The following is a 21,692-nucleotide window of genomic DNA, read 5'->3' as shown; positions in this document are numbered from 1 at the left end:
CGCACGGCCGGGAGCCCGGCGCGCCCTCCGCGGGGAGGGGGCGCCGGGCTCCCGTGCGCGCCGGGTCGGCCCGGACCGGCTCAGAGCTGGGCGAGCCCGGTCAGACCGCTCTGCTCCACGACACCGGTGGTGGTCGCCGTGGCGGTCGTGGCGAGGTTCCCCACCGAGTCGGTGACGGAGATCCGCTCGTCCTCGTTGCCGAGCGTCGCCTTGGCGCCCGGGACGGCCTGCACCGCGCCGGTGACCAGCCGCGGGTCGATCTCGCCGACCTTGAGCGTGCCGTCGGCCAGCTGCCCGGTGCCGTCCTGGGCCAGCGCGAGCGGCTTGCCCAGGCCGATCCCGGGGGTGTCGGCGTGCAGCGGGGCGGCCGGGGCCTCCAGCAGCAGCTCGCCGAGGTCGGCGCCCTGGTCGACCAGCGGCAGCGGGAGCTCCGCCTTGGCCGAGGGGCCCACCTTGCCGGTGCCGAGCTGGGGCACAATCCGCTCCGGGAGCAGCTCGTTGCCGGTGGTGCGGCCGGGCACGGCCGGCATCACCAGGGAGGTGGGGATGCCACCGGAGATCCGGCTGTCCAGGGGTGCGAGCGGGACGTCGAGGGGGACCTGCTGGGTGGCCAGCCGGTCCTCCAGGGCCCCGACCTGGTCGGGACCGACCGCGGCGGCGGAGGCCGCGCCCTGGGAGGCGAGCACGCCCGCACCGACCGCCAGCAGCATCGCGCCGGCCCGCTTGGAGAACTTCATGCTTTTCACCGTTCTGCCTGTCCGTACTGGGGATCTGGGGGTCGGCCGCGCGCAGGGCGCGGCCGAAAGCACTCTGTCTCAACGAGACACCCGGAGCCCTGATTGCGGCCGTTAACCGGTTCGGCCTAATAATCCGACCGGAATCCCCCGGAAGTCGCGCCTCCCGGACTCTTTTCAAGAATCCCCGTAACCTTCCGTGGCGTCATTCTTTGATCTGAATGTCAGTGACCGCAGACCGGGCCTGAGCGTTCTACGCGTTGTACGCACGGAAACCAAAAGCATTCCAGAGAGGGATCTCCCCATGATCCAGAAGTCCTTCGCCGCCGCCGGCCTGGCCGTCGCCGCGCTGGCCGCCGCTGCGGCGCCGGCCTCGGCCATCGCGGACTCGGACGGCTCCGCCGCGTCCCTCCAGGGCAACGGCGGGACCAACTTCACCGGCACCGTCGGTGACAACAGCCCGAACTTCCACTTCCTGGACAACGCGAACGTCTGCCTCCCCGAGATCCACAACATCGCGGTCGGCGTGCTCGGTGTGGCCGTCCCGGTCGAGGTCCCGATCGCCAACAGCGGTGGCAAGCAGTACTGCACCCAGGGCCAGGGCACCCAGAGCAAGGGCGACTCCGGCGTCTCCCACCTCGTCGGCTGACCTGCCGACCCCGCACCATCCCCTGAACCACCCTTCGAATCGCTCCCCGATTCATCCCCCGAGAGGAAACCCGAAATGATCAAGAAGACCCTCGCCGCCGCCGGCCTGGCCGCCGCCGCCATCGCGATGTCCGCCGGTTCGGCCTCCGCCATCGCCGACTCGGACGGCTCGGCCGTCTCCGCCCAGGGCAACGGCGGCACCAACCAGACCGGCACCCACGGCAACAGCTCGCCGAACTTCCACACCCTGGACAACGCGAACATCTGCCTGCCGGAGGTCCACAACATCGCGGTCGCCGTCATCGGCGTCGCGGTTCCGGTCGAGGTCCCGGTCCTGAACAGCACCCCGAAGCAGATCTGCAACGTCGGCCAGAACACCCAGTCCTCGGGCGACGCGGGCGTCTCGCACCTGATCGGCTGATTGCCGCCGCAGGACAGCGACGGAGGGCCCGGGGACGTGTCCCCGGGCCCTCCGGGCTTCGGTGGATCGACTGTCCGGTCGGCCCGTACCCACGGGCACGGGCCGTCCGGGTGACAGGCCGTCGGGGCGGCGCGTGGAGCGCCGCGGCCGACGGCAGCGTGTGTTCACGTGTCAGTGGCAGGGCGCTCCGACCGAGCGCTCCGGAAGAGAGGGCAGATCCAATGAAGAACAAGCTGGGCAAGGTCGCGCTGACCGCCTTCGGCGCGCTGGCGCTCGCGGGTGTCGCCACCCCGGCGTTCGCGCACGTCGGCCTGGCCGGTGGCGGCGAGTTCGTCGCCTCCGCGCACCCGGTGTTCGCCGCCGGTGAGTGGTACGGCCTCGCCCACACCTCGCACATCCACACCGGCGCGCATGCGTTCGGCGCCGCCACCTCCACCGACGCGCTCGGTGGCCTGGAGGGCTTCGCCCACGTCGGCTGACGCCCGGGTGGTACGACGGAGGCCGGACCCCGCCCGGGGTCCGGCCTCCGTCGTGCTCACGGCTCCGACTACTTGATCATCGCGGCGGTCTCGAGCGCCCAGTAGGTGAGGATCTGCTCAGCCCCGGCCCGGCGGATCGAGGTCAGCGTCTCCAGGATCATCCGCTCCCGGTCGATCCAGCCGTTGGCCGCGGCGGCCTCGACCATCGCGTACTCGCCGGAGACCTGGTAGGCGACGACCGGCACCGGCGAGGCGTCGGCCACCTGGCGCAGGATGTCCAGGTAGGCCATCGCGGGCTTGACCATCACCAGGTCGGCGCCCTCGGCGACATCCAGCTCCAGCTCGCGCAGCGACTCCCGGGCGTTCGCCGGGTCCTGCTGGTAGCTCTTGCGGTCACCCTTCAGCGAGGAGCCGACCGCCTCGCGGAACGGGCCGTAGAACGCCGAGGCGTACTTGGCGGTGTAGGCGAGGATGCCGGTGTCCTGGTGCCCGGCCTCGTCCAGGGCCTTGCGGATCACCCCGATCTGACCGTCCATCATCCCGGACGGGCCGACCAGGTGGACGCCCGCGTCCGCCTGCACGCGGGCCATCTCGGCGTAGCGCTCCAGGGTCGCGTCGTTGTCCACGCTGCCGTCGGCGGCCAGCACGCCGCAGTGGCCGTGGTCGGTGTACTCGTCCAGGCAGAGGTCGGACATGACCACCAGGGAGTCGCCGACCTCGGCGACCACGTCCCGGATCGCCTGCTGCAGGATGCCGTCCGGGTTGGTGCCCTCGCTGCCGACCGCGTCCTGCACCGCGGGCACGCCGAACAGCATGAGGCCGCCCAGGCCCGCCTCGGCCGCCTCGACCGCGGCCTTGCGCAGCGTGTCGCGGGTGTGCTGGACCACGCCCGGCATCGACGACACCGGGACCGGCTCGCGCACGCCCTCGCGGACGAACAGCGGCAGGATCAGCTCCGCCGGGTGCAGCCGGGTCTCGGCGACCAGCCGGCGCATCGCCGGGGTCGAGCGCAGCCGGCGCGGGCGAACGTACGGGAATTCAGCGGACACGGCTTCTCTCTCCGAACGGTTGGGCGGCGCCGGGGGCGACGGTCGGCCGCCCCCGGCCCCGGATGGTCGGGCGCCGGCCTCAGCGCGCCTTGCGGCGCGAACCGGGACGGCGCTCGCTGGGCCGGTAGACCGGCTCGCCCGCCGCGGTCGCGGTGTCGCGACGCCTGGCCCCGAAGTCTGCCAGGGCCTGGGCCAGCGCGGCCGCCGACGGCGCCGGGGCCATCACGTCGACCCGCAGGCCGTGCTCCTCGGCGGTCTTGGCGGTGGCCGGGCCGATGCAGGCGATGACCGTGACGTTGTGCGGCTTGCCGGCGATGCCGACCAGGTTCCGCACGGTCGATGACGAGGTGAACAGCACCGCGTCGAAGCCGCCGCCCTTGATCGCCTCGCGGGTCTCGGCCGGCGGCGGCGAGGCGCGCACCGTCCGGTAGGCCGTCACGTCGTCGACCTCCCAGCCCAGCTCGACCAGGCCGGCGACCAGGGTCTCGGTCGCGATGTCGGCGCGCGGCAGCAGTACCCGGTCGATCGGGTCGAACACCGGGTCGTACGGCGGCCAGTCCTCCAGCAGCCCGGCGGCGGACTGCTCGCCGGACGGCACGAGGTCCGGCTTCACGCCGAAGTCCACCAGGGCCTGCGCGGTGGTCTCGCCGACCGCCGCCACCTTGATCCCGGCGAAGGCCCGGGCGTCCAGGCCGTACTCCTCGAACTTCTCGCGGACGGCGCGCACCGCGTTCACCGAGGTGAAGGCGATCCACTCGTAGCGGCCGGTGACCAGGCCCTTGATCGCCCGCTCCATCTGCTGCGGGGTGCGCGGCGGCTCGACCGCGATGGTCGGCACCTCCTGCGGCACCGCGCCGTACGAGCGCAGCTGCTCGGAGAGGCCGGTGGCCTGCTCCTTGGTGCGCGGCACCAGGACGTTCCAGCCGAACAGCGGCTTGGTCTCGAACCAGGAGTGCGAGGCGCGGTGCGCGACCTGCTCGCCCACCACGGCTATCACCGAGGTCGCCGGGTCCACCGGGGCGGAGACCGGCGAGGGCAGTACCCGGGCCACCTTGAGGTCCGCCGCGATGGTGGCCAGGGTGGCGGTGAAGGTGCGCTGGCGGGTGGTGGTGCCGGAGAGCGTCGCGCTGAGCGCCGACTCCGGCTTGCGGCCGTTGGAGACCAGTGCGTTGGCGGTGGCCGGCAGCTGGCCCAGGGTGGTGCGCACCACCAGGGTCGTCTCCGGCGCGCCCAGGTCCACCGGGCTGCCGGCGAGCAGCGCGGCGCCGTCCACGAAGCGGACGTCGGTACCGCCCACACCGCGCAGCGGGACACCCGCGTAGGCCGGCACGCCGACCGACTGGGCGACGCCCGGGATCACCTCGAAGTGGATGCCGTGGCCCGCGCAGCCGAGCATCTCCTCGGCGGCGCAGCCGTCCAGGCCGGGGTCGCCGTCGACGGTGCGCACGACGTGCTTGCCCGAGCGGACCGCCTCGGCGACCAGCTCGGCCAGGTCGAACTCCGGGCCCTCGGCGCCGGGGGTGTGCACCTGCACACCGGCCGGACAGTGGCTGCGCACGGCGGCGGCGGTGAGCGGGTCGGCGATCAGGACGTCGGCCGAGGACAGCACCTCGACCGCGCGCAGGGTCAGCAGGCCCGGGTCCCCGGGGCCCGCGCCCAGGAAGGTGCACCGGCCCGCGGCGGGCGTCCCGCCCGGGAAGGGGCTGTCGGCCGGGAACGGCGTCTCGGTGGCGGCGGTGGGGCTCATCGGGCTCGCTCCCCCATCAGGGCGGCCGCGCCCGCGTCGAGCAGCCGGGCGGCCAGCGCGCGGCCGAGGGCCGCCGCCTGCCGCTCGGCGGTCTCGTCGAGGACGATCGGACCGTTGGCGGACATCTTCAGCAGGGTGGCGCCGTCGACGGTGCCGACCACGCCCTCCAGCCGCAGTTCGTACTCGTGGCCCCAGGTGGCCAGCGCGGCGACCGGTGCGGAGCAGCCGGCCTCCAGGGTGGCCAGCAGGGCGCGCTCGGCGGCGACCGCGACCCGGGTGGGGGCGTGGTCGAGGGCCGACAGCGCGGCGGCCAGCTCACCGTCGGCGCGGGCGCACTCGATGGCGAGCGCGCCCTGGCCGGGTGCCGGGAGCATCAGCTCCGGGTCGAGGTGCTCGGTGACCTCGGCGGCGCGGCCGAGCCGGTTCAGGCCGGCGGTGGCCAGCACCACCGCGTCCAGCTCGCCGGAGGCCACGAAGCCGATCCGGGTGTCCACGTTGCCGCGGATCGCCACCGTCTCGATCTGGGCGCCCCGGCCGCGGGCCCAGGCGTTGAGCTGGGCCATCCGGCGCGGGGAGCCGGTGCCTATCCGGGCGGTGCGGCCGGCGCCGGCCAGCTTCTCCACCAGCTCGTCCAGGGCCAGGCCCTCGCGCGCCACCAGGGCGTCGCGAGCGTCCTCGCGCGCGGGGACGGCGGCCAGCGCCAGCCCCTCGGGCTCGGCGGTGGGCAGGTCCTTCAGCGAGTGCACGGCGAAGTCGATCCGGCCCTCCAGCAGCGCGTCCCGCAGGGCGGAGACGAAGACGCCGGTGCCGCCGATCTGCGCCAGCGCCTCCTTGGAGGTGTCGCCGTAGGTGGTGATCTCCACCAGCTCGACGGGGCGCCCGGTGACCCTGGTCACCTCGCGGGCGACCATGCCCGACTGGGCCATGGCGAGCGCGCTGCGCCGGGTGCCGAGCCGCAGCGCTGCTGCGGTGGCGGCCGGGGCCTGGTCGGTGAGCGGTTGACCATTCATGAGGTGATCGTCCCGGTGGTACTCGTGGGATGGCTGACGGTTCATCTGGCGCCCCCGCCCGAAGGCTGGGTGCCGATCGGGGTGCCCGAGACCGCGTGCACGGCCGCCGGGTCGAGGTCGAACAGCTCGCGCAGCGCGTCCGCGTAGGACGCGCCGCCCGGCTCGGCGGCGAGCTGCTTCACCCGCACGGTGGGGGCGTGCAGCAGCTTGTCGACGACACGGCGGACGGTCTGGGTGATCTCGGCGCGGGACCGCTCGTCCAGGGCGGGCAGCCGCGAGTCGAGACGGCCCAGCTCGGCGGCGACCACGTCGGAGGCCATCGCCCGCAGCGCCACCACGGTCGGGGCGATCCGGGCGGCCCGCTGGGCGGCGCCGAAGGCGGCGACCTCGTCGGCGACGATGCCGGAGACGGCGTCGACGTCGCCCGCGCCGGGGGTGGCGGCGTGGGCCTGCGAGAGGCTCTCCAGGTCGACCAGGAGCGCGCCGGGCAGCTCGTGCACGGCGTGGTCGACGTCCCGCGGCATGGCAAGGTCGAGCAGGGCCAGCGGTGTCCCGCCGGCGCGGGCGGCGACCGCCGCGGCGACGTCCTCGGCCCCGATCACCACGCCGGCCGCGCCGGTGCAGGAGATCACCAGGTCGACGTCGGCCAGCGCCTCGGGCACCTTGGCCAGCTCGACCGTCCGCGCCACGTCGGCGCCGAGGATCTCGACCAGGCGCTCGGCGCGCTCGGGCGTCCGGTTGGCGACCAGCAGATCGGTGACGCCGGCCCGGACCAGCGTGGCGGCGGCCAGCGAGCTCATCGAGCCCGCCCCGACCACCAGGGCGCGCTTGCCCGCGATCTCGCCCGCGCCGGCCGCGACCTGCTCCAGGCCGAAGGTGACCAGCGACTGGCCGGCCTTGTCGATGCCGGTCTCGCTGTGCGCCCGCTTGCCGACCCGCAGGGCCTGCTGGAACAACTCGTTCAGGCCGCGCCCGGCGGTGTGCTGCTCCTGGGCCTTGGCCAGCGCGTCGCGCAGCTGGCCGAGGATCTGCCCCTCGCCGACCACCATCGAGTCCAGGCCGCAGGCCACCGAGAAGAGGTGGTGGACGGCGCGGTCCTCGTAGTGGACGTAGAGGTGGGAGGTCAGCTCCTCCAGGTCCACCCCGCTGTGGTGGGCCAGCAGCAGCGACAGCTCGGCCACGCCGGCGTGGAACTTGTCCACGTCCGCGTACAGCTCGATCCGGTTGCAGGTGTTCAGCAGCGCCGCCTCGGCGACGGTCGCGGTGGCCGCCGCGTCGTGCAGCAGCCGGGTCGGGACGTCACCGGTCAGGGCGGCGCGCTCCAGCACGCCGACCGGGGCGGTGCGGTGGCTCAGGCCTACGACGAGGAGGCTCATGCCCGCCCCCCGGTGCCACGGATCCCGCACCGCACGCGCCCGGCCCGCTGCGACCGACGACCGCTCCGCACCACGCGCACCTTCCCGATGGTTCGCTCGCTCACGCCGGCATCACCGCGGAGAGCTCGCCCTCGCCGCCGGCCTTGCCGGGCTTGGCCTTCGCCGGCGCCTCGTCGTCCTTGGCCGGCTCGGCGGCCGGACGGGCCTTGCCGGAGCCGGCCGCGGCGCGGCGCAGCTTGGCCGCGGCCGCGCGGACCGGGCCGGGGGCGCGGTCCAGCACCGACTCGGTGCGGTCCGGCTCCTCGCCCGCCTTGCGCTGCTCGTGGAAGGCCAGGATCTGCAGCTCGATGGAGAGGTCCACCTTGCGCACGTCCACGCCGTCCGGAACGGTGAGCACCGTCGGGGCGAAGTTCAGGATGCTGGTGACACCGGCCTCGACCAGGCGGTCGCAGACCTGCTGGGCGGCGCCGGGCGGGGTGGTGATGACACCGATCGAGACGTGCTGGTTCTCCACGATGGACTCCAGTTCGTCCATGTGGCGCACCGGCAGCCCGGCGGCGCTGCTGCCGACCACGGCCGGGTCGGCGTCCAGCAGGGCCGCCACCCGGAACCCGCGGGACGCGAAGCCGCCGTAGTTGGCGAGCGCGTGGCCGAGGTTCCCGATGCCGACGATGACGACGGGCCAGTCCTGGGTCAGGCCCAGCTCGCGGGAGATCTGGTAGACGAGGTACTCGACGTCGTAGCCGACGCCGCGGGTCCCGTACGAGCCCAGGTAGGAGAAGTCCTTGCGCAGCTTCGCGGAGTTCACGCCGGCGGCGGCCGCCAGCTCCTCCGAGGAGACGGTCGGCACGGAACGCTCGGAGAGCGCGGTGAGTGCCCGCAGGTAGAGGGGAAGGCGGGCGACGGTCGCCTCCGGGATGCCCCGGGCACGCGCGGGTCGGCGCGCGGCGCCCTGGTCGGGCGTCTGCGAACTGCTCTGTGGTGATCGGCCGATTGCCACGGTGCTCCTGTGGGTGAAGCTGGGCTTTGGCAGCCAGGCTATGCGTTTGTGAACGTGTGCACAAAGATGGTGTCCGATTTGTCCCCGCACAGTGATGCGCATCACGCCGACGAGTCCATAGCACCGGTCCCCGTCGGCACCGCCGCCGGGGGCTGCGCACCGGGCGGCCGGAGGCCGTACGGCGGCTCCCGGCGGAGCTGCGGGACGACCGCCCCGGCGGCGCCCGACCGGGCCCGGCCCAGCCTCGGCCACGGCACCCGGGCCGCCTCGCGCAGGGGCGCCGCCCAGTCGTCGGGCGGGCAGGAGGGCGCGTCCAGGCAGTGCCGGAGCAGCCCGGCGGTGGCCCGGGCGTCGCCCAGCGCGGTGTGCGCGGGGAACCGGCCCAGCCCGGCTGCCTCCGTGCAGGCCGCCAGGCCGAAGCCGCCCGCCTCCGACAGGTGCGCGCGGGCCAGCCGCATCGTGCAGAGCAGCGGGACGGGCGGCAGGGCCACCCCGATCCGGGCGAACTCGCGATCGAGGAAGGCGTGGTCGCAGGTCACGTGGTGGCCGACCAGCACCCGGCCGGCCAGCAGCTCCAGCAGCCGCGGCGCGACCTCGCGGAACCGGGGGGCGCCCTCCACGTCGGCCTGGGCTATCCGGTGCACATGGGTGGGGCCGACCGGACCGGCCGGATCCAGCAGGGTGCAGAACTCGCCCTCGGGGCGGAGCCGCTCGTCCAGCAGGACGACGGCGACCTCGACCACCCGGTGCCGCCACGGGCTGCGGCCGGTCGTCTCCACGTCCACCACCGCGAAGCCCCCGCCGGCTGCGGGCACGGGCGTCCCTGGGGTCGGACCGGGAAGCATGGCGGCACTCCTCGTGTGCTCAGCCCCCCATGGGCGCAGACGAGTTCGATCGTAAGCCGACGAACATCGCCGTTCCCAGGCCCGGTACGGGATTCTTCACAACGATTCGGCGAACCGCCCCCGCCGGTCGGCGGGGGCGGTTCGCCGCCGTCAGGCGCCGAGCGCGGCGCGCAGGCGGCGCTCGTCGACCCGCCAGAAGTCGTGCTGACGCCCGTCGATCAGGGTGACCGGGATCTGCTCCCAGTACGCGCGGTACAGCTCCTCGTCCTGGGTGATGTCCTTCTCCTCGAAGGTCGCGCCCAGCTCGCCGGTCACCCGCACGATCACCTCCCGGGCGTCGTCGCAGAGGTGGCAGCCCGGCTTGCCGACCAGGGTCACGGTGCGGTCGGCCGGCTCGGGGCGCTGGTTCTTGTCACGTCGCAGCAGTGGGCTCACCCCGCCATTGTGCGCCCGCCCCACACCAGCCCCGACGCCCGGCCGGCCCGGGCACCGCCCGCCCGGGACCCGGCGCCGGACCGGTCGCTGTTCACCCGGTGGGCACGTCGCCGTCACGGCTCCTCCCGGCCCGGCTCGATATGCTCGACGGCATGGCCGTGCTCCGAAGGCTCACCCAGTCAAGGCGTTCCACCACCGAGCGGAACGCCCTGGCCGGCGAGGCCGCGGCCGAGGCCGCGGAGGCCGCCCTGCGGGCCGCCACGGACGCCCCGCACGACCCGGACGCCCCCGCCACGCCGCCCCCCGCGCAGGCGGCGACCGCCCCGGACGGCTCCGACGAGCAGCCCGCGAAGGCCCCCAAGGCACCCGCCGGCAACCACACCCCCGAGCGGGACGACCCGCGCGCCGCCGCCTTCTTCGACTGCGACAACACCATCCTGCGCGGCGCCGCGATCTTCTACCTCGGCGTCGGCCTCTACCGCCGCGGCTTCCTCACCCGCCGCGACATCGCCCGGTTCGCCTGGCAGCAGGCCTGGTTCCGGCTGCACGGCACCGAGGACCCGGACCACATGGCCGACGCCCAGCACACCGCGCTCGGCCTCGTCGCCGGCAAGCGCACCGCCGAACTCGAAGCCATCTGCGAGGAGGTCTTCGAGGAGGTCATCGCCGAGAAGATCTGGCCCGGCACCCGGGCCCTGGTCCAGATGCACCTGGACGCCGGCCAGCGGGTCTGGCTGGTCACCGCCGCACCGCTGGAGGTGGCCCGGGTGATCGCCCGGCGGCTGGGCATGACCGGCGCGCTCGGCACCGTCGCCGAGGCCCGGGGCGGCCTGTACACCGGCCGGCTGGTCGGCGACCTGCTGCACGGGCCCGCCAAGGCGGCCGCCGTCGGCGCGCTGGCCCGACGCGAGCGGCTCGACCTGGAGCGCTGCGCCGCGTACAGCGACTCGGCCAACGACATCCCGATGCTCTCGCTGGTCGGCCACCCGTACGTGGTGAACCCGGACGGCGCGCTGCGCCGCCACGCCCGGGCCCAGGGCTGGCGGGTGCGGGACTTCCGGACCGGGCGCAAGGCGGCCCGGGTCGGGCTCCCGGCCGCCGCCGCGCTCGGGGTGGCCGCCGGGGCGACGGCCGCCGGCATCGCCCTGCAGCGCCGCCACCGCGCCTGAGCCGCGGACCGGACCGGGGTGGGAGCCACGCCCGGCGGCCACCGCCGAGCCACCCCCCCTGCGAGGGTGACCGGCCGTCAATCCGTACACCGAACACGGCCCCCGTACGGGCTAACTCCCCTCGACCGGCCGGGAGCCCGAAGAGCCTGAACGAAGCTGCCACTGGGTGACCGGTTCTGATCGTTCGTCAGACGGGGAAAGTCGGGGGTTACCAAGGCCAACCAAGGGGAAACCGGCCGTCCGACCGCCTAATTGGTCACCCGGTGCACATGTTCGATCACGTTGAGCCGGATGAACGATGACACGTTCGGTCAGTGTCAGCCGAATATGCACGCCATGTGGATCCCAAACGACCACTTCGACCACACGGTGTAGCTGTCATTGCACAAAGCGTTATTCTCTCCTGGATGCACGTCACCCACGCGCCCCGCTCGAACGGGCGGCGCGGGCGTGCTCTCCGCGCAGGCGGAGGTGATCCGTCCACAGTTCTGCCTCTGGGAGTCCCGTGTACCCACCCGTCCGGAACGACGCGCCTGCACCCTCCCGCCCGTCGCCCGCCACCCTGCGCTCCCGCACCAGCCTGCGCGGCCGCCCGGCCTCGGCCCGGCAGATCTCCACCGGCCTGGACCTGTTGCGCACCCTGCTCCGCAGCCAGCTCGCCACCTCACCCCAACTGGTGCCCGCCGGAGTCCCGTTCGGCCAGCAGCCGCAGCCGGCCGGTCTCGCCCTGCGCACCACGGCCGCCGGCTCCACCGGAACCGGCTCGCGCGGACGGACCGGAGCCACCGGCAGCAGCGGCCGCAGCCGGGCACGGACGGCCCCGGCCCCCGGCTACGAGACCGAGCACAACCCGATCATGGAGCTGGTCGAGCGGGCCCAGGCCGGCGAGAGCGACGCCTTCGGCAGCCTCTACGACCACTACGCGGACACCGTCTACCGCTACATCTACTACCGGGTCGGCAGCCGGGCCACCGCCGAGGACCTCACCAGCGAGACCTTCCTCCGCGCCCTGCGCCGGATCGGCACCTTCACCTGGCAGGGCCGCGACTTCGGCGCCTGGCTGGTGACCATCGCCCGCAACCTGGTGGCCGACCACTTCAAGTCCAGCCGGTTCCGGCTGGAGGTCACCACCGGGGAGATGCTCGACTCCAACGAGTGCGAACGCAGCCCGGAGGACTCGGTGCTGGAGTCGCTCTCCAACGCGGCGCTGCTGGACGCGGTGCGGCGGCTCAACCCGCAGCAGCAGGAGTGCGTCACGCTCCGCTTCCTGCAGGGGCTCTCGGTGGCCGAGACGGCCCGGATCATGGGCAAGAACGAGGGCGCCATCAAGACGCTCCAGTACCGCGCGGTACGGACGCTGGCCCGGCTGCTGCCGCCCGACGCGCGGTGAGCGGCGCGAGGACCGGGGGCGGTGCCGCGGACGGCACCGGCGAGATATCCGGCGGGCCGTCACCGACGGCGACGGTCCGACACGTCCGGGTGAACGGTCGATCCGATGATCAGCCGTGCGTAACCGACCGCCCGCACCGCTCGTTGGCCAGCGTGCAAGCCTCCACCAGGCGTACGGTCAAGTCGAATTGCGACCTCTCACCCGATGGAGTGGCTTTGGCCCGCCGAGGCAACCGTCCGGCAGGCCGGGGTGTCGACAACGACGAAGGGAGGTGTGGCCCGTGACGGCAAACGTGCTGGAGCACCGGCGGGCGAAGGCCTTCGCCGAGGCGCTGGAGGCCCACCAGGCAGAGGAACGCGGCGCCGCCGGTTCCGCGGCGGCCAACGCCGCTTCCACCGGCGCCGGTTCGACCGCGATGGCGGAGCTGGTCGGCATGGTCGGCGCACTCGGCGCGCTGCCCGGACCGGCACTGGACCAGGAGGTCCGAACGGTCCAACGCGCTCAGCTGATGGCCGCGTTCGAGCAGGTCTTCGCCGGTGGGCCGGGTGCCGCGGTGCCCCGCCAGCGCGGCCACCGGGCGGTCCGGACCGCCCCGCGCGGCCGCTGGAGCCGCCGGTTCGCGATCGGCGGCCTGGTCGCCGGGCTCGCCGTCGGCAGCCTCGCCGGCGCGGCCGCCGCGAGCGCCAACGCCCTCCCCGGGGACACGCTGTACGGCATGAAGCGCGGTCTGGAAGGGCTCCGGCTCGACCTCGCGGACACCGACAGCGAGCGCGGCGAGCTGCTGCTGGACAACGCGGCCACCCGGCTCGGCGAGGCGAAGAGCCTGGTCGGCCGGACGGACCCGGGCGGCTCGCTCAGCCCGGGCACCGTCGACCAGGTCCGCAGGGCGCTCGACGACATGCACGCCGACGCCCTCAAGGGCCGCGACCTGCTGCGCTCGGTCTACCGCAGCAACGGCTCGCTGGACCCGATGCGGGCCCTGGCCGGTTTCGCCCAGGACGAGGACGGCCACTGGACGGAGCTGCAGAGCAAGCTGCCGGTCCAGCTGACCTCGCAGGCCCACCTGGTGGACCAGCTGTTCGACGACATAAGCGAGGACGTCGCGCCCCTGCGACTGGCCCAGCCCCCCGCCAAGAGCGGTGGACCGGCCGGCAGCGGGGCGGGCGGCGGCGCGGGCCATCCGGCCGACGGCGGCTCGCAGGGCGACGCCCCGGCCGTCGGCGGCAACGCCGCACCGGGCGCCGGGACGGCCCAGGGCGGCGCGGGCAGCACGAACGGCGGCAAGCCCGGCAGCACCGAGCGGGCACCGTCCACCGGGGCGAGCACGCCCGGAGGCGGCGCCGGTGCGCCCAGCAGCGCACCGAGCAACGCGGCGGGCGCGGTCGGCGGGCTGGTCGACAACCTCACCAGCGGGCTGACCGGTCAGAAGCCCTCGCCGAGCGCGGACCCGGCACCGGACCAGGCGGCCCCGCAGCCGTCCGGCTCGCCCAGTGCCCCGCCCGGCACGGCACCGCAGGGTGTCGACGTGCCGCCGCTGATCCCCGGGCTGCTGCCCGGGCTGCGGATCCTCGGCGGCTGAACCGGCTGGATCGTCGCGGGGGGGGGGGGGGGGGGGGGGGGGGGGGGGGGGGGGGGGGGGGGGAGGAAGAAAGGAGGGGGGGGGGGGGGGGGGGGGAGGGGGGGGGGGGGGGGGGGGGGGGGGGGGGGTGTGGGTTTTTTTCCCTCCTTCCCCTCCTCGAGGAGGGGCGGACCTTCCCCTCCCCCCCCCCCCCCCCCCCCCCCGCGTCCGTGCCTCACGGGCACCGGCGGACGGCCTCAGAAGAACACCGAACGCCGCTGCACCAGCAGCTTGTAGAGGGTGTGCTGGATGGTCTCGCGCACCTCGTCGGCGAGGTCGAAGGTCAGCATCGGATCGTCCGCTGCCTCCACCGGGTGGCCGTCGGTGGCGATCGGCTCGCCGAACTGGATCGTCCACTTGGTCGGCAGCGGCACCGCGCCGAGCGGTCCGAGCCACGGGAAGGTCGGCGTCACCGGCACGTACGGCAGCCCCAGCAGCCGGGCCAGCGTCCGGAAGTTGCCGATCATCGGATAGGTCTCCTCCGCCCCGACGATCGCGCAGGGGACGATCGGCACCCGGGCCCGCAGCGCCGAGGAGACGAAGCCGCCGCGCCCGAAGCGCTGCAGCTTGTACCGCTCGGAGAACGGCTTGCCGATGCCCTTGAAGCCCTCCGGCCAGACCCCGACCAGCTCGCCGCGCTCCAGCAGCGCCTGGGCGTCCTCGTTGCAGGCCAGCGTGTGACCGGCCTTGCGGGCCAGCTCGTTGATGCCGGGCAGGACGAACACCAGGTCGGCGGCGAGCATCCGCAGGTACCGCCGGCTCGGGTGGTGGTCGTGGATGGCGACCTGGGTCATCAGGGCGTCCAACGGAATCGTCCCGGAGTGGTTGGCGACGATCAGCGCGCCGCCCTCGGCCGGGATGTTCTCGATCCCGCGCACCTCGACCCGGAAGTACTTCTCGGCGAGCGGGCGCAGCAGCGAGAGCAGCACCTCCTCGGTGAGCTCGCGGTCGAAGCCGAACTCGTCCACCTCGTAGTCACCGGTGACCCGGCGGCGCAGGAAGGCGAGGCGCTCGGCGGCCCGGCCCTCCCAGCCCTTGCCGAACAGCCGGGTGGCGGCCGGGCCGAGCCGGCCGGCCAGCGCCCCGCCGACGGCGTCGGCGAGCTGGTCGGCCAGGCCGGCGGGGCGGTCGGGCTCGCTCCAGCTCGGCGCGGACTCGATCGGGATGACCTTGGCCTGGCCCGGCGCGTTCTCGGCAGCGGCACTCATCGCGGGTTCAGCTCCTGGGTCGGCTGGCATGGGAACGGGCGGCCCGCGCGTACTCCGGCCCGAGCAGCGCGGCCAGCCCGTCGGTGACGGCGGCGAGCCGCGCGGGCGGCAGCAGGCCGGCGGACTGGGCGGCGGCGAAGTCGGCGAAGGCCTCGGCGGTGGTGAACCGCGGCCGGTAGCCGAAGGTCTCGCGCAGCCGGGCGGTGTCCACCACCCGGCCGTGGGTGAGCAGCCGCAGCTGCTCCGGCGAGAAGTCGACCATCCTGGTCTGCCGGGCCAGCGCCGCCATCCAGCTGATCGCGGGCAGCAGCAGCGGCAGGGTCGGCCGGCCGAGCCGGCGGGCGCACTGGGAGAGCAGCAGGACGCCCTCCCCCGCCACGTTGAAGGTGCCGGTGTTGACGGTGCCCGGCTCCGGCGGCAGCGCCGCCCGGCAGAGCACCTCGACGACGTCGTCCTCGTGGGCGAACTGCAGCCGGGGGTCGTAGCCGAGGACGGTGGGCAGGACCGGCAGCGCGAAGTACTCGACGAGCGGGGTGTCCGCGCCGGGGCCGACGATGTTGGCGAACCGCAGGACGGTCACCGCGACGTCGGGGCGGCGCCGGGCGAAGCCGCGGACGTAGCCCTCGACCTCCACCGCGTCCTTGGCGAAGCCGCCGCCCGGCAGGTTCTTGGGCTGGGTCCGCTCGGTGAACACGGCCGGGTCGCGCGGCGCCGAGCCGTACACGCCGGTGGTCGACTTCACCACCAGCCGGCGCACTCCGGGGGCCTTCTGGCAGGCGCCGAGCAGCTGCATGGTGCCGATGACGTTGGACTCCTTGACCGAGGAGCGGTTCGTGGAGCCCAGTCCGGTGGCGCTGACGGCGAGGTGGACGACGGTGTCGACCCGGTGCTCGGCGATCACCCGGGCGACCGCCGGGCGGCGCAGGTCCAGCTGGTGGAAGCGGTACGGGGCGGCGGGGCCGTCCGGTTCCTCGACGGGGTGGCGGGGCGGCTGCACGTCCACGCCGACCACCAGGTCGACGTCGGGCCGGCGGCGGAGCTCCGCGACGAACCGGGCTCCGAGGTGGCGCGCCACGCCGGTGACGAGCACGACCATGCCCACAGTGCTGCACCCCATTCCTCGGCCTCGGCGGGCCTGCGTGCACCGTACCGCGCCGCCGTGGCGGGCCGTGAGACGACACCGCCCGCCCGGGCCACGAGGGCCTGGACGGGCGGTGGAAGCACCGGGCGCACAGGGCGCGGCGGGCGCTTACTTCTTGTTGCGACGCTGCACGCGGGTGCGCTTCAGAAGCTTGCGGTGCTTCTTCTTGGCCATACGCTTACGACGCTTCTTGATGACAGAGCCCACGGAACAACCCTCGCTCACTGAGACTCCCGTCCGTGAGAGACGGAGTCCATACGACTGACGGAGGGCCTAGCCTACCGTCCACGCGGCCAGGGCCGTAATCGTGCTCCCCGGACCGGGAAACTCGCGGGAAATCCGCGGCAAACGAGCGCGGGGGCCACCGGCTGTGACCCCCGCCCACGTCAGCCGAGTCCTACGCGCTTTCGAGCCGCACGTAGGACTCCTTGAGGTACTCGTGCACCGCCTGCTGGGGCACCCGGAAGGACCGACCGACCCGGATGGCCGGCAGCTCTCCGCTGTGCACCAATCGGTACACCGTCATCTTGGACACCCGCATGACCGCGGCCACTTCGGCCACGGTCAGGAAGACGACTTCCTGCAGGGGGCGTTCGCCGGAACTCATGACCATCACCCGACCCTTACCCGTGTGCAAGGCACCGGCTTCCCCTCCGGTGACTCCACCGGCACACGTGTATCCCCAGAGTAGTTATGGGTGGTACCAGTGGGAAGAGGGAGAAGCCCAGTCCTCGTACGGTGAGAGATAGTCCTGTTGCATTACGTAGTCACTCGGCGGTCTGTCGCAGGGGTCGTGCGCACCGCCCGGCGTCTCCACAACCGGGGGCCGGGGTTCAGGGCAGCAGGCCGTGGTGCGGCAGCACGGCGCGGCGGCTGGCCAGGATCGCCTGGTCGAGGCGGTCGGCCGGATCGTATCCCGCGTCGAAGTCCCGCCAGACCGGCCGGGCGCCGTCGGTCATCCGCAGCGGGGCCGGCCGGCGGGTGCGCCGGTAGACCTCGGCGCGCCAGGCCTCCGGGGTTTCGGTGGCCGGGTCGACGGGCCGGCCGGCGGCGGTGGCGACCAGATGGGTCCAGGTCCGCGGGACGACGTCCACGACGGCGTACCCGCCGCCGCCCAGCGCGATCCAGCGGCCGTCGGCGTGCTCGTGGGCCAGGGCGTGCAGTTCCTCGGCGATCATCCGCTGGGCGTCCACGGTGACGGCGAGGTGGGCGAGCGGGTCCTCCAGGTGGGTGTCCGCGCCGTGCTGGGTGACCAGCACCTGCGGGCGGAAGGCGGCCAGCAGTTCGGGCACCAGGGCGTGGAAGGCGCGCAGCCAGCCGGAGTCACCGGTACCGGCCGGCAGCGGCAGGTTGGCCGCCGAGCCGGGCGCGGCCGGGCCGCCGGTCTCGGTGGCCCAGCCGGTCTGCGGGAAGAGCGTCGCGGGGTGCTCGTGCAGCGAGACGGTGAGCACCCGGGGGTCGTCCCAGAACGCCTGCTGGACGCCGTCCCCGTGGTGGACGTCCACGTCGACGTAGGCGACCCGCTCGGCGCCGAGTTCGAGCAGCCGGGCGATGGCGAGCGCGGGGTCGTTGTAGATGCAGAAGCCGGACGCCCGGGCGGGCATCGCGTGGTGCAGTCCGCCCGCGAAGTTGACGGCGTGCGGGGTCTCGCCGCGCCAGACCGCCTCGGCGGCGGCGACCGACTGCCCGGCGATCAGCGCGGAGGCGGAGTGGACGGCGGGGAAGGCCCAGTTGTCGTCGGTGCCGAGCCCGTGCCGCAGGTCCACCTCCTCGGGGTGGGCGGCCGCGTGCTTGACCGCCGCGACGTAATCCCGGGTGTGCACCAGCCGCAGGGTGGAGTCGCCGGCGGGCGGTGCGGACCGGACGGTGACGCCGGGCCCCGCGTTCAGCCCGAGGGACTCCACCAGGCGCATGGTGAGCGCCAGCCGGTCCGGGTCCATCGGGTGACCGGGACCGAAGTCGTAGGCGGTGACGGCCTCGTCCCAGAAGAGGTGCAGGCCGCAGGGGGTGTCACGCTCGGCTTCGGGCATGGCGTCCACGGTAGTGCGTGCGCGCGCCGCGACCGCCGCCAGGTCACACCCCCGGGGGTCGGTGAACGGCCCGCCCGGGCGCGGGCCTACCTCCGGGAGAGCCGGGCGGCCGGGCCCGGCGCGGGCGCCGGCGCGGGTGCGGGTGCGGGTGCGGCCCGCCAGCCGGCAGCCGAGGCAGTCGGCGTGGCCGGGGAGCCGCTCGCCGCCGGCGACCTCGCCGAGCGGGCGCAGCTCACCACCGGCGCGGTGACGGGCGTGCTCAACCGGCTGGAGAAGTCCGGGTACGCCCGCCGCGAGGCCGACCCGGCCGACCGCCGCCGGGTACGGGTGGTGATGGAGGACTCCGCGCAGGCCCGCATCCTCCAGGTCTACGGCCCGATGTACGAGCGGTTCGGCCGCCTGTTCGCCGACTACACCCCGAACGAGATCGCCGTGCTCGCGGACTGGTTCACCCGCGCCAAGGCCCTGATGCGGGAGCCGCTGGACGAGATCCGCGAAGGCTGAGCGCCACGCGGCGCGGCGCCGCCGTCAGGCCCGCGCCGGGACGAGCGCCGGGGCGGGGGCGAAGCGGTCGGCCAGCGGGAGGACGGCGAGCACCAGGAGCATCGGGGCGAGCAGCGCCCAGCGGTACGAACTGGCATCGGCGATCGCGCCCACCAGCGGCGAACCGATCAGGAAGCCCACGTAGTTGAAGAGGTTGAGCCGGGCCACGGCGGCGTCCGAGTCGTCCGGGAGGAGCCGCCCGCCGGCCGCGAAGACCTGCGGGATGATCGCGCAGATCCCGAAGCCGAGCACGGTGAACCCGGCGATGCCGGCGGCCGCACCGGGCGCGGCGGCGGCGCTCGCGAAGCCCAGCGCGGCCAGCGCGGCGCCGCCGCGGACCACCGGGACGGCGCCCCAGCGCTGCACCGCGCGGTCGCCCAGCGCACGGCCGAGCAGCATCGCCACCATGTAGCCGAGGTAGGACAGCTTCGCCACGTCCTCGGCGCTGCCCAGGCCGTCGGTGAGGTACTTGACGCTGTAGTTGGAGACCGAGGCGTCGGCGATGTACGCGAAGGCCATCGCCAGGCAGAGCGGCAGCAGCGGCCGCCACGGGACGCTCCGGGCCGCGGCCTCGGCGGCCTCCCGGACGGCGTCACCGAGCTCGGCGGGCCCGGCGAACCGCGTCCCGGCCAGCACCGCGAGCGGGGCGATCACCACGGCGGCCGTCCCGAACAGCACGGGCAGGCCGAGGTGGTAGTGCGAACCGAGGCCGGTGACGACCGTGCCGAGGATGCCGCCGAGGCTGAACGCGGCGTGGAAGCCGAGCATGATCGAGCGCCCGTAGCGGCGCTGCAGGCCGACCCCGAGCATGTTCATACTGGCGTCCAGCGCGCCGACCAGCAGGCCGAACACGCCGAGCGCGAGCGCGAGTTGCCAGAGCGTGCGGCCGAACCCGGCGCCGGCCAGGCTTAGGCAGACGGCGGGCTGGACGACCCGCAGCACCGCCCGCGCGCCGGCCCGCCGCACCAGCTGCTCGGAGACGATCGACCCGACGCCGGCCAGGATCGGCACGGCGGCCAGGAAGACCGGCAGCAGCGCGTCGCTCAGCCCGTACCGGTCCTGGATCTCGGGGATGCAGGTGACCAGCAGCGCGAAGGTGACGCCCTGGAGCAGGAAGCTCGCGGTGAGCGCGGCCCGGCCCGCCCGCAGCCGTGGTGGTGCCGCGGCACCGGGCGCCGTCCCGATCTTCACGCACACCTCGCTACTGGCCGGTACAACGATGTTGGCGAGAGCGTAGGGGGTGGCGCGGCTTTTGGGGAGGGGGTGCGCACGCCGGTACGGGCCCGGCCGCTCAGCCGAGCAGCGCGGCGGCCTCGGCGAGGTCCCCGATCAGCCCGGTGGCGCCCGCCGCCGTCAGCCGCGCCGGGTCGGTGAGCGCCGTGTAGCCGTAGACGTCCATCCCGGCCGCCCGGGCGGCCAGCACGCCGTTGACGCTGTCCTCCAGCACCAGGCAGCGGGCCGGGTCGACGCCGAGGGCGCGGGCGGCGTGCAGGAAGAGGTCGGGGGCCGGCTTGCCGACGCCGACGTCCTGCGCGCTGAAGATCCGCTCCTCGGCGAAGTACCCGCGCAGACCGGTGACGTCGAGGGCGGTGCGGATCCACGCGTGGTGCGCCGAGGAGGCGAGGCAGAACGGCACGGAGCGCTGCCCGAGCTCCTTCAGCAGCGTCTCCGCGCCCCGCACGGCGGTGAGTTCGGCGTCGAAGGCGGCGAACACCCGGCCGTGGAACAGCTCGTCGAAGCCCTCCGGCAGCTTCGCGCCGTCGTGCCGCTCGGCGATCACGTCGTGGATCCGGTGGGCCGCGGTGCCCATGAAGTCCCGGTAGGAGTCCTCGATCGTGGTCGGGTAGCCGAGTTCGGTGAGGTACTCGGCGAGCAACCGGTTGGAGAGCGGCTCGCTGTCCACCAGCACGCCGTCGTTGTCGAAGATCACCAGGTCGTAGGCCATGCGGCCGAGCCTACTGGGCGGCCTACCGGCCGCCGGAGGCCAGCTCCCGGGAGCGGTCCCGGGCCGCCTCCAGGGCGCCCAGCAGCGCGGCCCGCACCCCGTGGTTCTCCAGCTCGCGGATGGCCGCGATGGTGGTGCCGGCCGGCGAGGTGACCGCCTCGCGCAGCTTCACCGGGTGCTCGCCGGAGTCCCGCAGCATCACCGAGGCGCCGATCGCGGACTGCACGATCAGGTCGTGCGCCACGTGCCGGGGCAGGCCGAGCAGGATGCCGGCGTCCGTCATCGCCTCGACCAGGAAGTAGAAGTACGCCGGGCCCGAACCGGAGAGCGCGGTCGCCGCGTCCTGCTGGGACTCCGGCAGCCGCAGCGCCTTGCCGACCGAGCGGAAGATCTCCTCGGCCCGCTCCAGGTGCGCCTCGGTCGCGTGCGAGCCGCCGGAGATCACGCTCATGCCCTCGTCCACCAGGACGGGCGTGTTGGGCATCACCCGGACCACCGGGGTACCGGGCGCCAGCCGCTCCTCGAACCAGGCGGTGGGGATGCCGGCCGCGGCCGAGATGACCAGCCGGTCCGCGCCGACGTGCGGCGCCAGTTCGTCCAGCAGGGTGCCCATGTCCTGCGGCTTCACCGCGAGGATGAGGGTGTCGGCGAGCTTGGCGGCCTCGTGGTTGGCCACCACGCCGACGCCGTACTTCGCGGCCAGCTCGGCGGCCCGCTCCGGCCGGCGGGCGGTCACCAGGACGTCCGCCGGGTCCTTGCCGGCCCGCAGCAGACCGGAGAGCAGGGCCTCCCCGATCTTGCCCGTCCCGAGGAAGGCGATCTTCTGCCCGTGCGCCGCGCCGCTGCCCATGCCCGCTCCTTGCATCCGTTCCTGCCGCCATCCTCGCACCGCTCCCCCGCCCGC

23 protein-coding genes are annotated in these 21,692 nt (G+C 74.3%); 7 read left to right on the top strand and 16 right to left on the bottom strand.

The window, feature by feature from the left end; translation table 11 throughout:
* Positions 1 to 80: 80 nt before the first annotated feature.
* Positions 81 to 737, bottom strand: coding sequence for a hypothetical protein (locus ACZ4UX_RS02880; RefSeq protein WP_465705166.1), 657 nt, complete (start codon positions 735 to 737; stop codon positions 81 to 83).
* A 301-nt stretch (positions 738 to 1,038) separates the two neighbouring features.
* Here ACZ4UX_RS02880 and ACZ4UX_RS02875 point away from each other — a divergent pair, with 301 nt between their 5' ends.
* The 3 genes from ACZ4UX_RS02875 (at position 1,039) to ACZ4UX_RS02865 (ending at position 2,282) form a co-directional block, all read left to right on the top strand.
* The gene (locus ACZ4UX_RS02875) at positions 1,039 to 1,383 is read left to right on the top strand and encodes a rodlet layer protein (protein ID WP_465705164.1); all 345 of its coding nucleotides are present in this window, start codon (positions 1,039 to 1,041) and stop codon (positions 1,381 to 1,383) included.
* A 75-nt stretch (positions 1,384 to 1,458) separates the two neighbouring features.
* Positions 1,459 to 1,803, top strand: a complete 345-nt coding sequence (locus tag ACZ4UX_RS02870; RefSeq protein WP_329488298.1) for a rodlet layer protein — start codon at positions 1,459 to 1,461, stop codon at positions 1,801 to 1,803.
* Positions 1,804 to 2,024: 221 nt separating this feature from the next.
* On the top strand, positions 2,025 to 2,282 hold the full coding sequence (locus ACZ4UX_RS02865) for a hypothetical protein (RefSeq protein WP_465705162.1): 258 nt from the start codon (positions 2,025 to 2,027) through the stop codon (positions 2,280 to 2,282).
* Between the two features lie 68 nt (positions 2,283 to 2,350).
* Here the strand turns inward: ACZ4UX_RS02865 and hemB are convergent, their stop codons facing one another.
* From hemB to ACZ4UX_RS02830, 7 genes are all read right to left on the bottom strand, one after another.
* A complete protein-coding gene (gene hemB / locus ACZ4UX_RS02860; RefSeq protein ID WP_329488301.1) occupies positions 2,351 to 3,331 on the bottom strand; it encodes a porphobilinogen synthase in 981 nt (326 codons plus the stop codon).
* Between the two features lie 79 nt (positions 3,332 to 3,410).
* The gene (locus ACZ4UX_RS02855; RefSeq protein WP_465705160.1) at positions 3,411 to 5,078 is read right to left on the bottom strand and encodes a bifunctional uroporphyrinogen-III C-methyltransferase/uroporphyrinogen-III synthase; all 1,668 of its coding nucleotides are present in this window, start codon (positions 5,076 to 5,078) and stop codon (positions 3,411 to 3,413) included.
* Positions 5,075 to 6,088 (bottom strand): hydroxymethylbilane synthase, encoded by a 1,014-nt coding sequence (hemC, locus tag ACZ4UX_RS02850; RefSeq protein ID WP_465705158.1) that lies wholly within the window; start codon positions 6,086 to 6,088, stop codon positions 5,075 to 5,077. The genes ACZ4UX_RS02855 and hemC overlap by 4 nt, the downstream gene beginning before the upstream one ends.
* A gap of 41 nt (positions 6,089 to 6,129) precedes the next feature.
* Entirely contained in the window at positions 6,130 to 7,464 is a 1,335-nt protein-coding gene (locus ACZ4UX_RS02845) for a glutamyl-tRNA reductase (RefSeq protein ID WP_352286190.1), read from the bottom strand.
* A gap of 100 nt (positions 7,465 to 7,564) precedes the next feature.
* Complete coding sequence (locus ACZ4UX_RS02840; RefSeq protein WP_465705156.1) at positions 7,565 to 8,464, bottom strand: redox-sensing transcriptional repressor Rex; 900 nt, start codon at positions 8,462 to 8,464, stop codon at positions 7,565 to 7,567.
* 101 nt (positions 8,465 to 8,565) lie between these two features.
* Positions 8,566 to 9,279, bottom strand: a complete 714-nt coding sequence (locus ACZ4UX_RS02835) for a 3'-5' exonuclease (protein WP_359805126.1) — start codon at positions 9,277 to 9,279, stop codon at positions 8,566 to 8,568.
* 180 nt (positions 9,280 to 9,459) lie between these two features.
* Positions 9,460 to 9,744, bottom strand: a complete 285-nt coding sequence (locus tag ACZ4UX_RS02830) for a glutaredoxin family protein (RefSeq protein WP_465705154.1) — start codon at positions 9,742 to 9,744, stop codon at positions 9,460 to 9,462.
* Positions 9,745 to 9,896: 152 nt separating this feature from the next.
* Here ACZ4UX_RS02830 and ACZ4UX_RS02825 point away from each other — a divergent pair, with 152 nt between their 5' ends.
* From ACZ4UX_RS02825 to ACZ4UX_RS02815, 3 genes are all read left to right on the top strand, one after another.
* Positions 9,897 to 10,913: an HAD family hydrolase gene (locus tag ACZ4UX_RS02825; RefSeq protein ID WP_465705152.1), complete on the top strand. Its 1,017-nt coding sequence runs from the start codon at positions 9,897 to 9,899 to the stop codon at positions 10,911 to 10,913.
* A gap of 505 nt (positions 10,914 to 11,418) precedes the next feature.
* Complete coding sequence (locus ACZ4UX_RS02820) at positions 11,419 to 12,303, top strand: ECF subfamily RNA polymerase sigma factor, BldN family (protein ID WP_352286184.1); 885 nt, start codon at positions 11,419 to 11,421, stop codon at positions 12,301 to 12,303.
* Between the two features lie 280 nt (positions 12,304 to 12,583).
* Positions 12,584 to 13,882, top strand: coding sequence for a DUF5667 domain-containing protein (locus ACZ4UX_RS02815; RefSeq protein ID WP_465705150.1), 1,299 nt, complete (start codon positions 12,584 to 12,586; stop codon positions 13,880 to 13,882).
* A 236-nt stretch (positions 13,883 to 14,118) separates the two neighbouring features.
* On the opposite strand, the gene ACZ4UX_RS02810 is transcribed toward ACZ4UX_RS02815, so the two are convergent.
* The 5 genes from ACZ4UX_RS02810 to ACZ4UX_RS02790 form a co-directional block, all read right to left on the bottom strand.
* Positions 14,119 to 15,129, bottom strand: a complete 1,011-nt coding sequence (locus ACZ4UX_RS02810; protein ID WP_352286180.1) for a lysophospholipid acyltransferase family protein — start codon at positions 15,127 to 15,129, stop codon at positions 14,119 to 14,121.
* 7 nt (positions 15,130 to 15,136) lie between these two features.
* On the bottom strand, positions 15,137 to 16,231 hold the full coding sequence (locus tag ACZ4UX_RS02805; protein WP_465705409.1) for an NAD-dependent epimerase/dehydratase family protein: 1,095 nt from the start codon (positions 16,229 to 16,231) through the stop codon (positions 15,137 to 15,139).
* A gap of 147 nt (positions 16,232 to 16,378) precedes the next feature.
* Entirely contained in the window at positions 16,379 to 16,477 is a 99-nt protein-coding gene (locus ACZ4UX_RS02800) for a 30S ribosomal protein bS22 (protein ID WP_003948845.1), read from the bottom strand.
* A 190-nt stretch (positions 16,478 to 16,667) separates the two neighbouring features.
* The gene (locus ACZ4UX_RS02795) at positions 16,668 to 16,877 is read right to left on the bottom strand and encodes a helix-turn-helix domain-containing protein (protein WP_148644250.1); all 210 of its coding nucleotides are present in this window, start codon (positions 16,875 to 16,877) and stop codon (positions 16,668 to 16,670) included.
* Between the two features lie 226 nt (positions 16,878 to 17,103).
* A complete protein-coding gene (locus ACZ4UX_RS02790) occupies positions 17,104 to 18,300 on the bottom strand; it encodes an acetoin utilization protein AcuC (RefSeq protein ID WP_465705148.1) in 1,197 nt (398 codons plus the stop codon).
* A 183-nt stretch (positions 18,301 to 18,483) separates the two neighbouring features.
* Between ACZ4UX_RS02790 and ACZ4UX_RS02785 the strand changes: the two genes are divergently transcribed.
* The gene (locus tag ACZ4UX_RS02785) at positions 18,484 to 18,804 is read left to right on the top strand and encodes a MarR family transcriptional regulator (protein ID WP_465705146.1); all 321 of its coding nucleotides are present in this window, start codon (positions 18,484 to 18,486) and stop codon (positions 18,802 to 18,804) included.
* Positions 18,805 to 18,828: 24 nt separating this feature from the next.
* Here ACZ4UX_RS02785 and ACZ4UX_RS02780 read toward each other — a convergent pair whose 3' ends face one another.
* From ACZ4UX_RS02780 to proC, 3 genes are all read right to left on the bottom strand, one after another.
* Positions 18,829 to 20,034 (bottom strand): MFS transporter, encoded by a 1,206-nt coding sequence (locus ACZ4UX_RS02780; RefSeq protein WP_465705144.1) that lies wholly within the window; start codon positions 20,032 to 20,034, stop codon positions 18,829 to 18,831.
* Positions 20,035 to 20,134: 100 nt separating this feature from the next.
* Positions 20,135 to 20,788, bottom strand: a complete 654-nt coding sequence (locus ACZ4UX_RS02775; RefSeq protein ID WP_329488317.1) for an HAD family hydrolase — start codon at positions 20,786 to 20,788, stop codon at positions 20,135 to 20,137.
* Between the two features lie 22 nt (positions 20,789 to 20,810).
* Positions 20,811 to 21,638 carry a pyrroline-5-carboxylate reductase gene (gene proC, locus ACZ4UX_RS02770; RefSeq protein ID WP_329488318.1) on the bottom strand — a complete coding sequence of 276 codons (828 nt, stop codon included), beginning with the start codon at positions 21,636 to 21,638 and terminating at the stop codon, positions 20,811 to 20,813.
* Between the last annotated feature and the right edge of the window lie 54 nt (positions 21,639 to 21,692).

This window comes from Kitasatospora sp. NPDC028961 (assembly GCF_055564815.1).
This window is presented reverse-complemented; position numbering and strand designations above follow the sequence as displayed.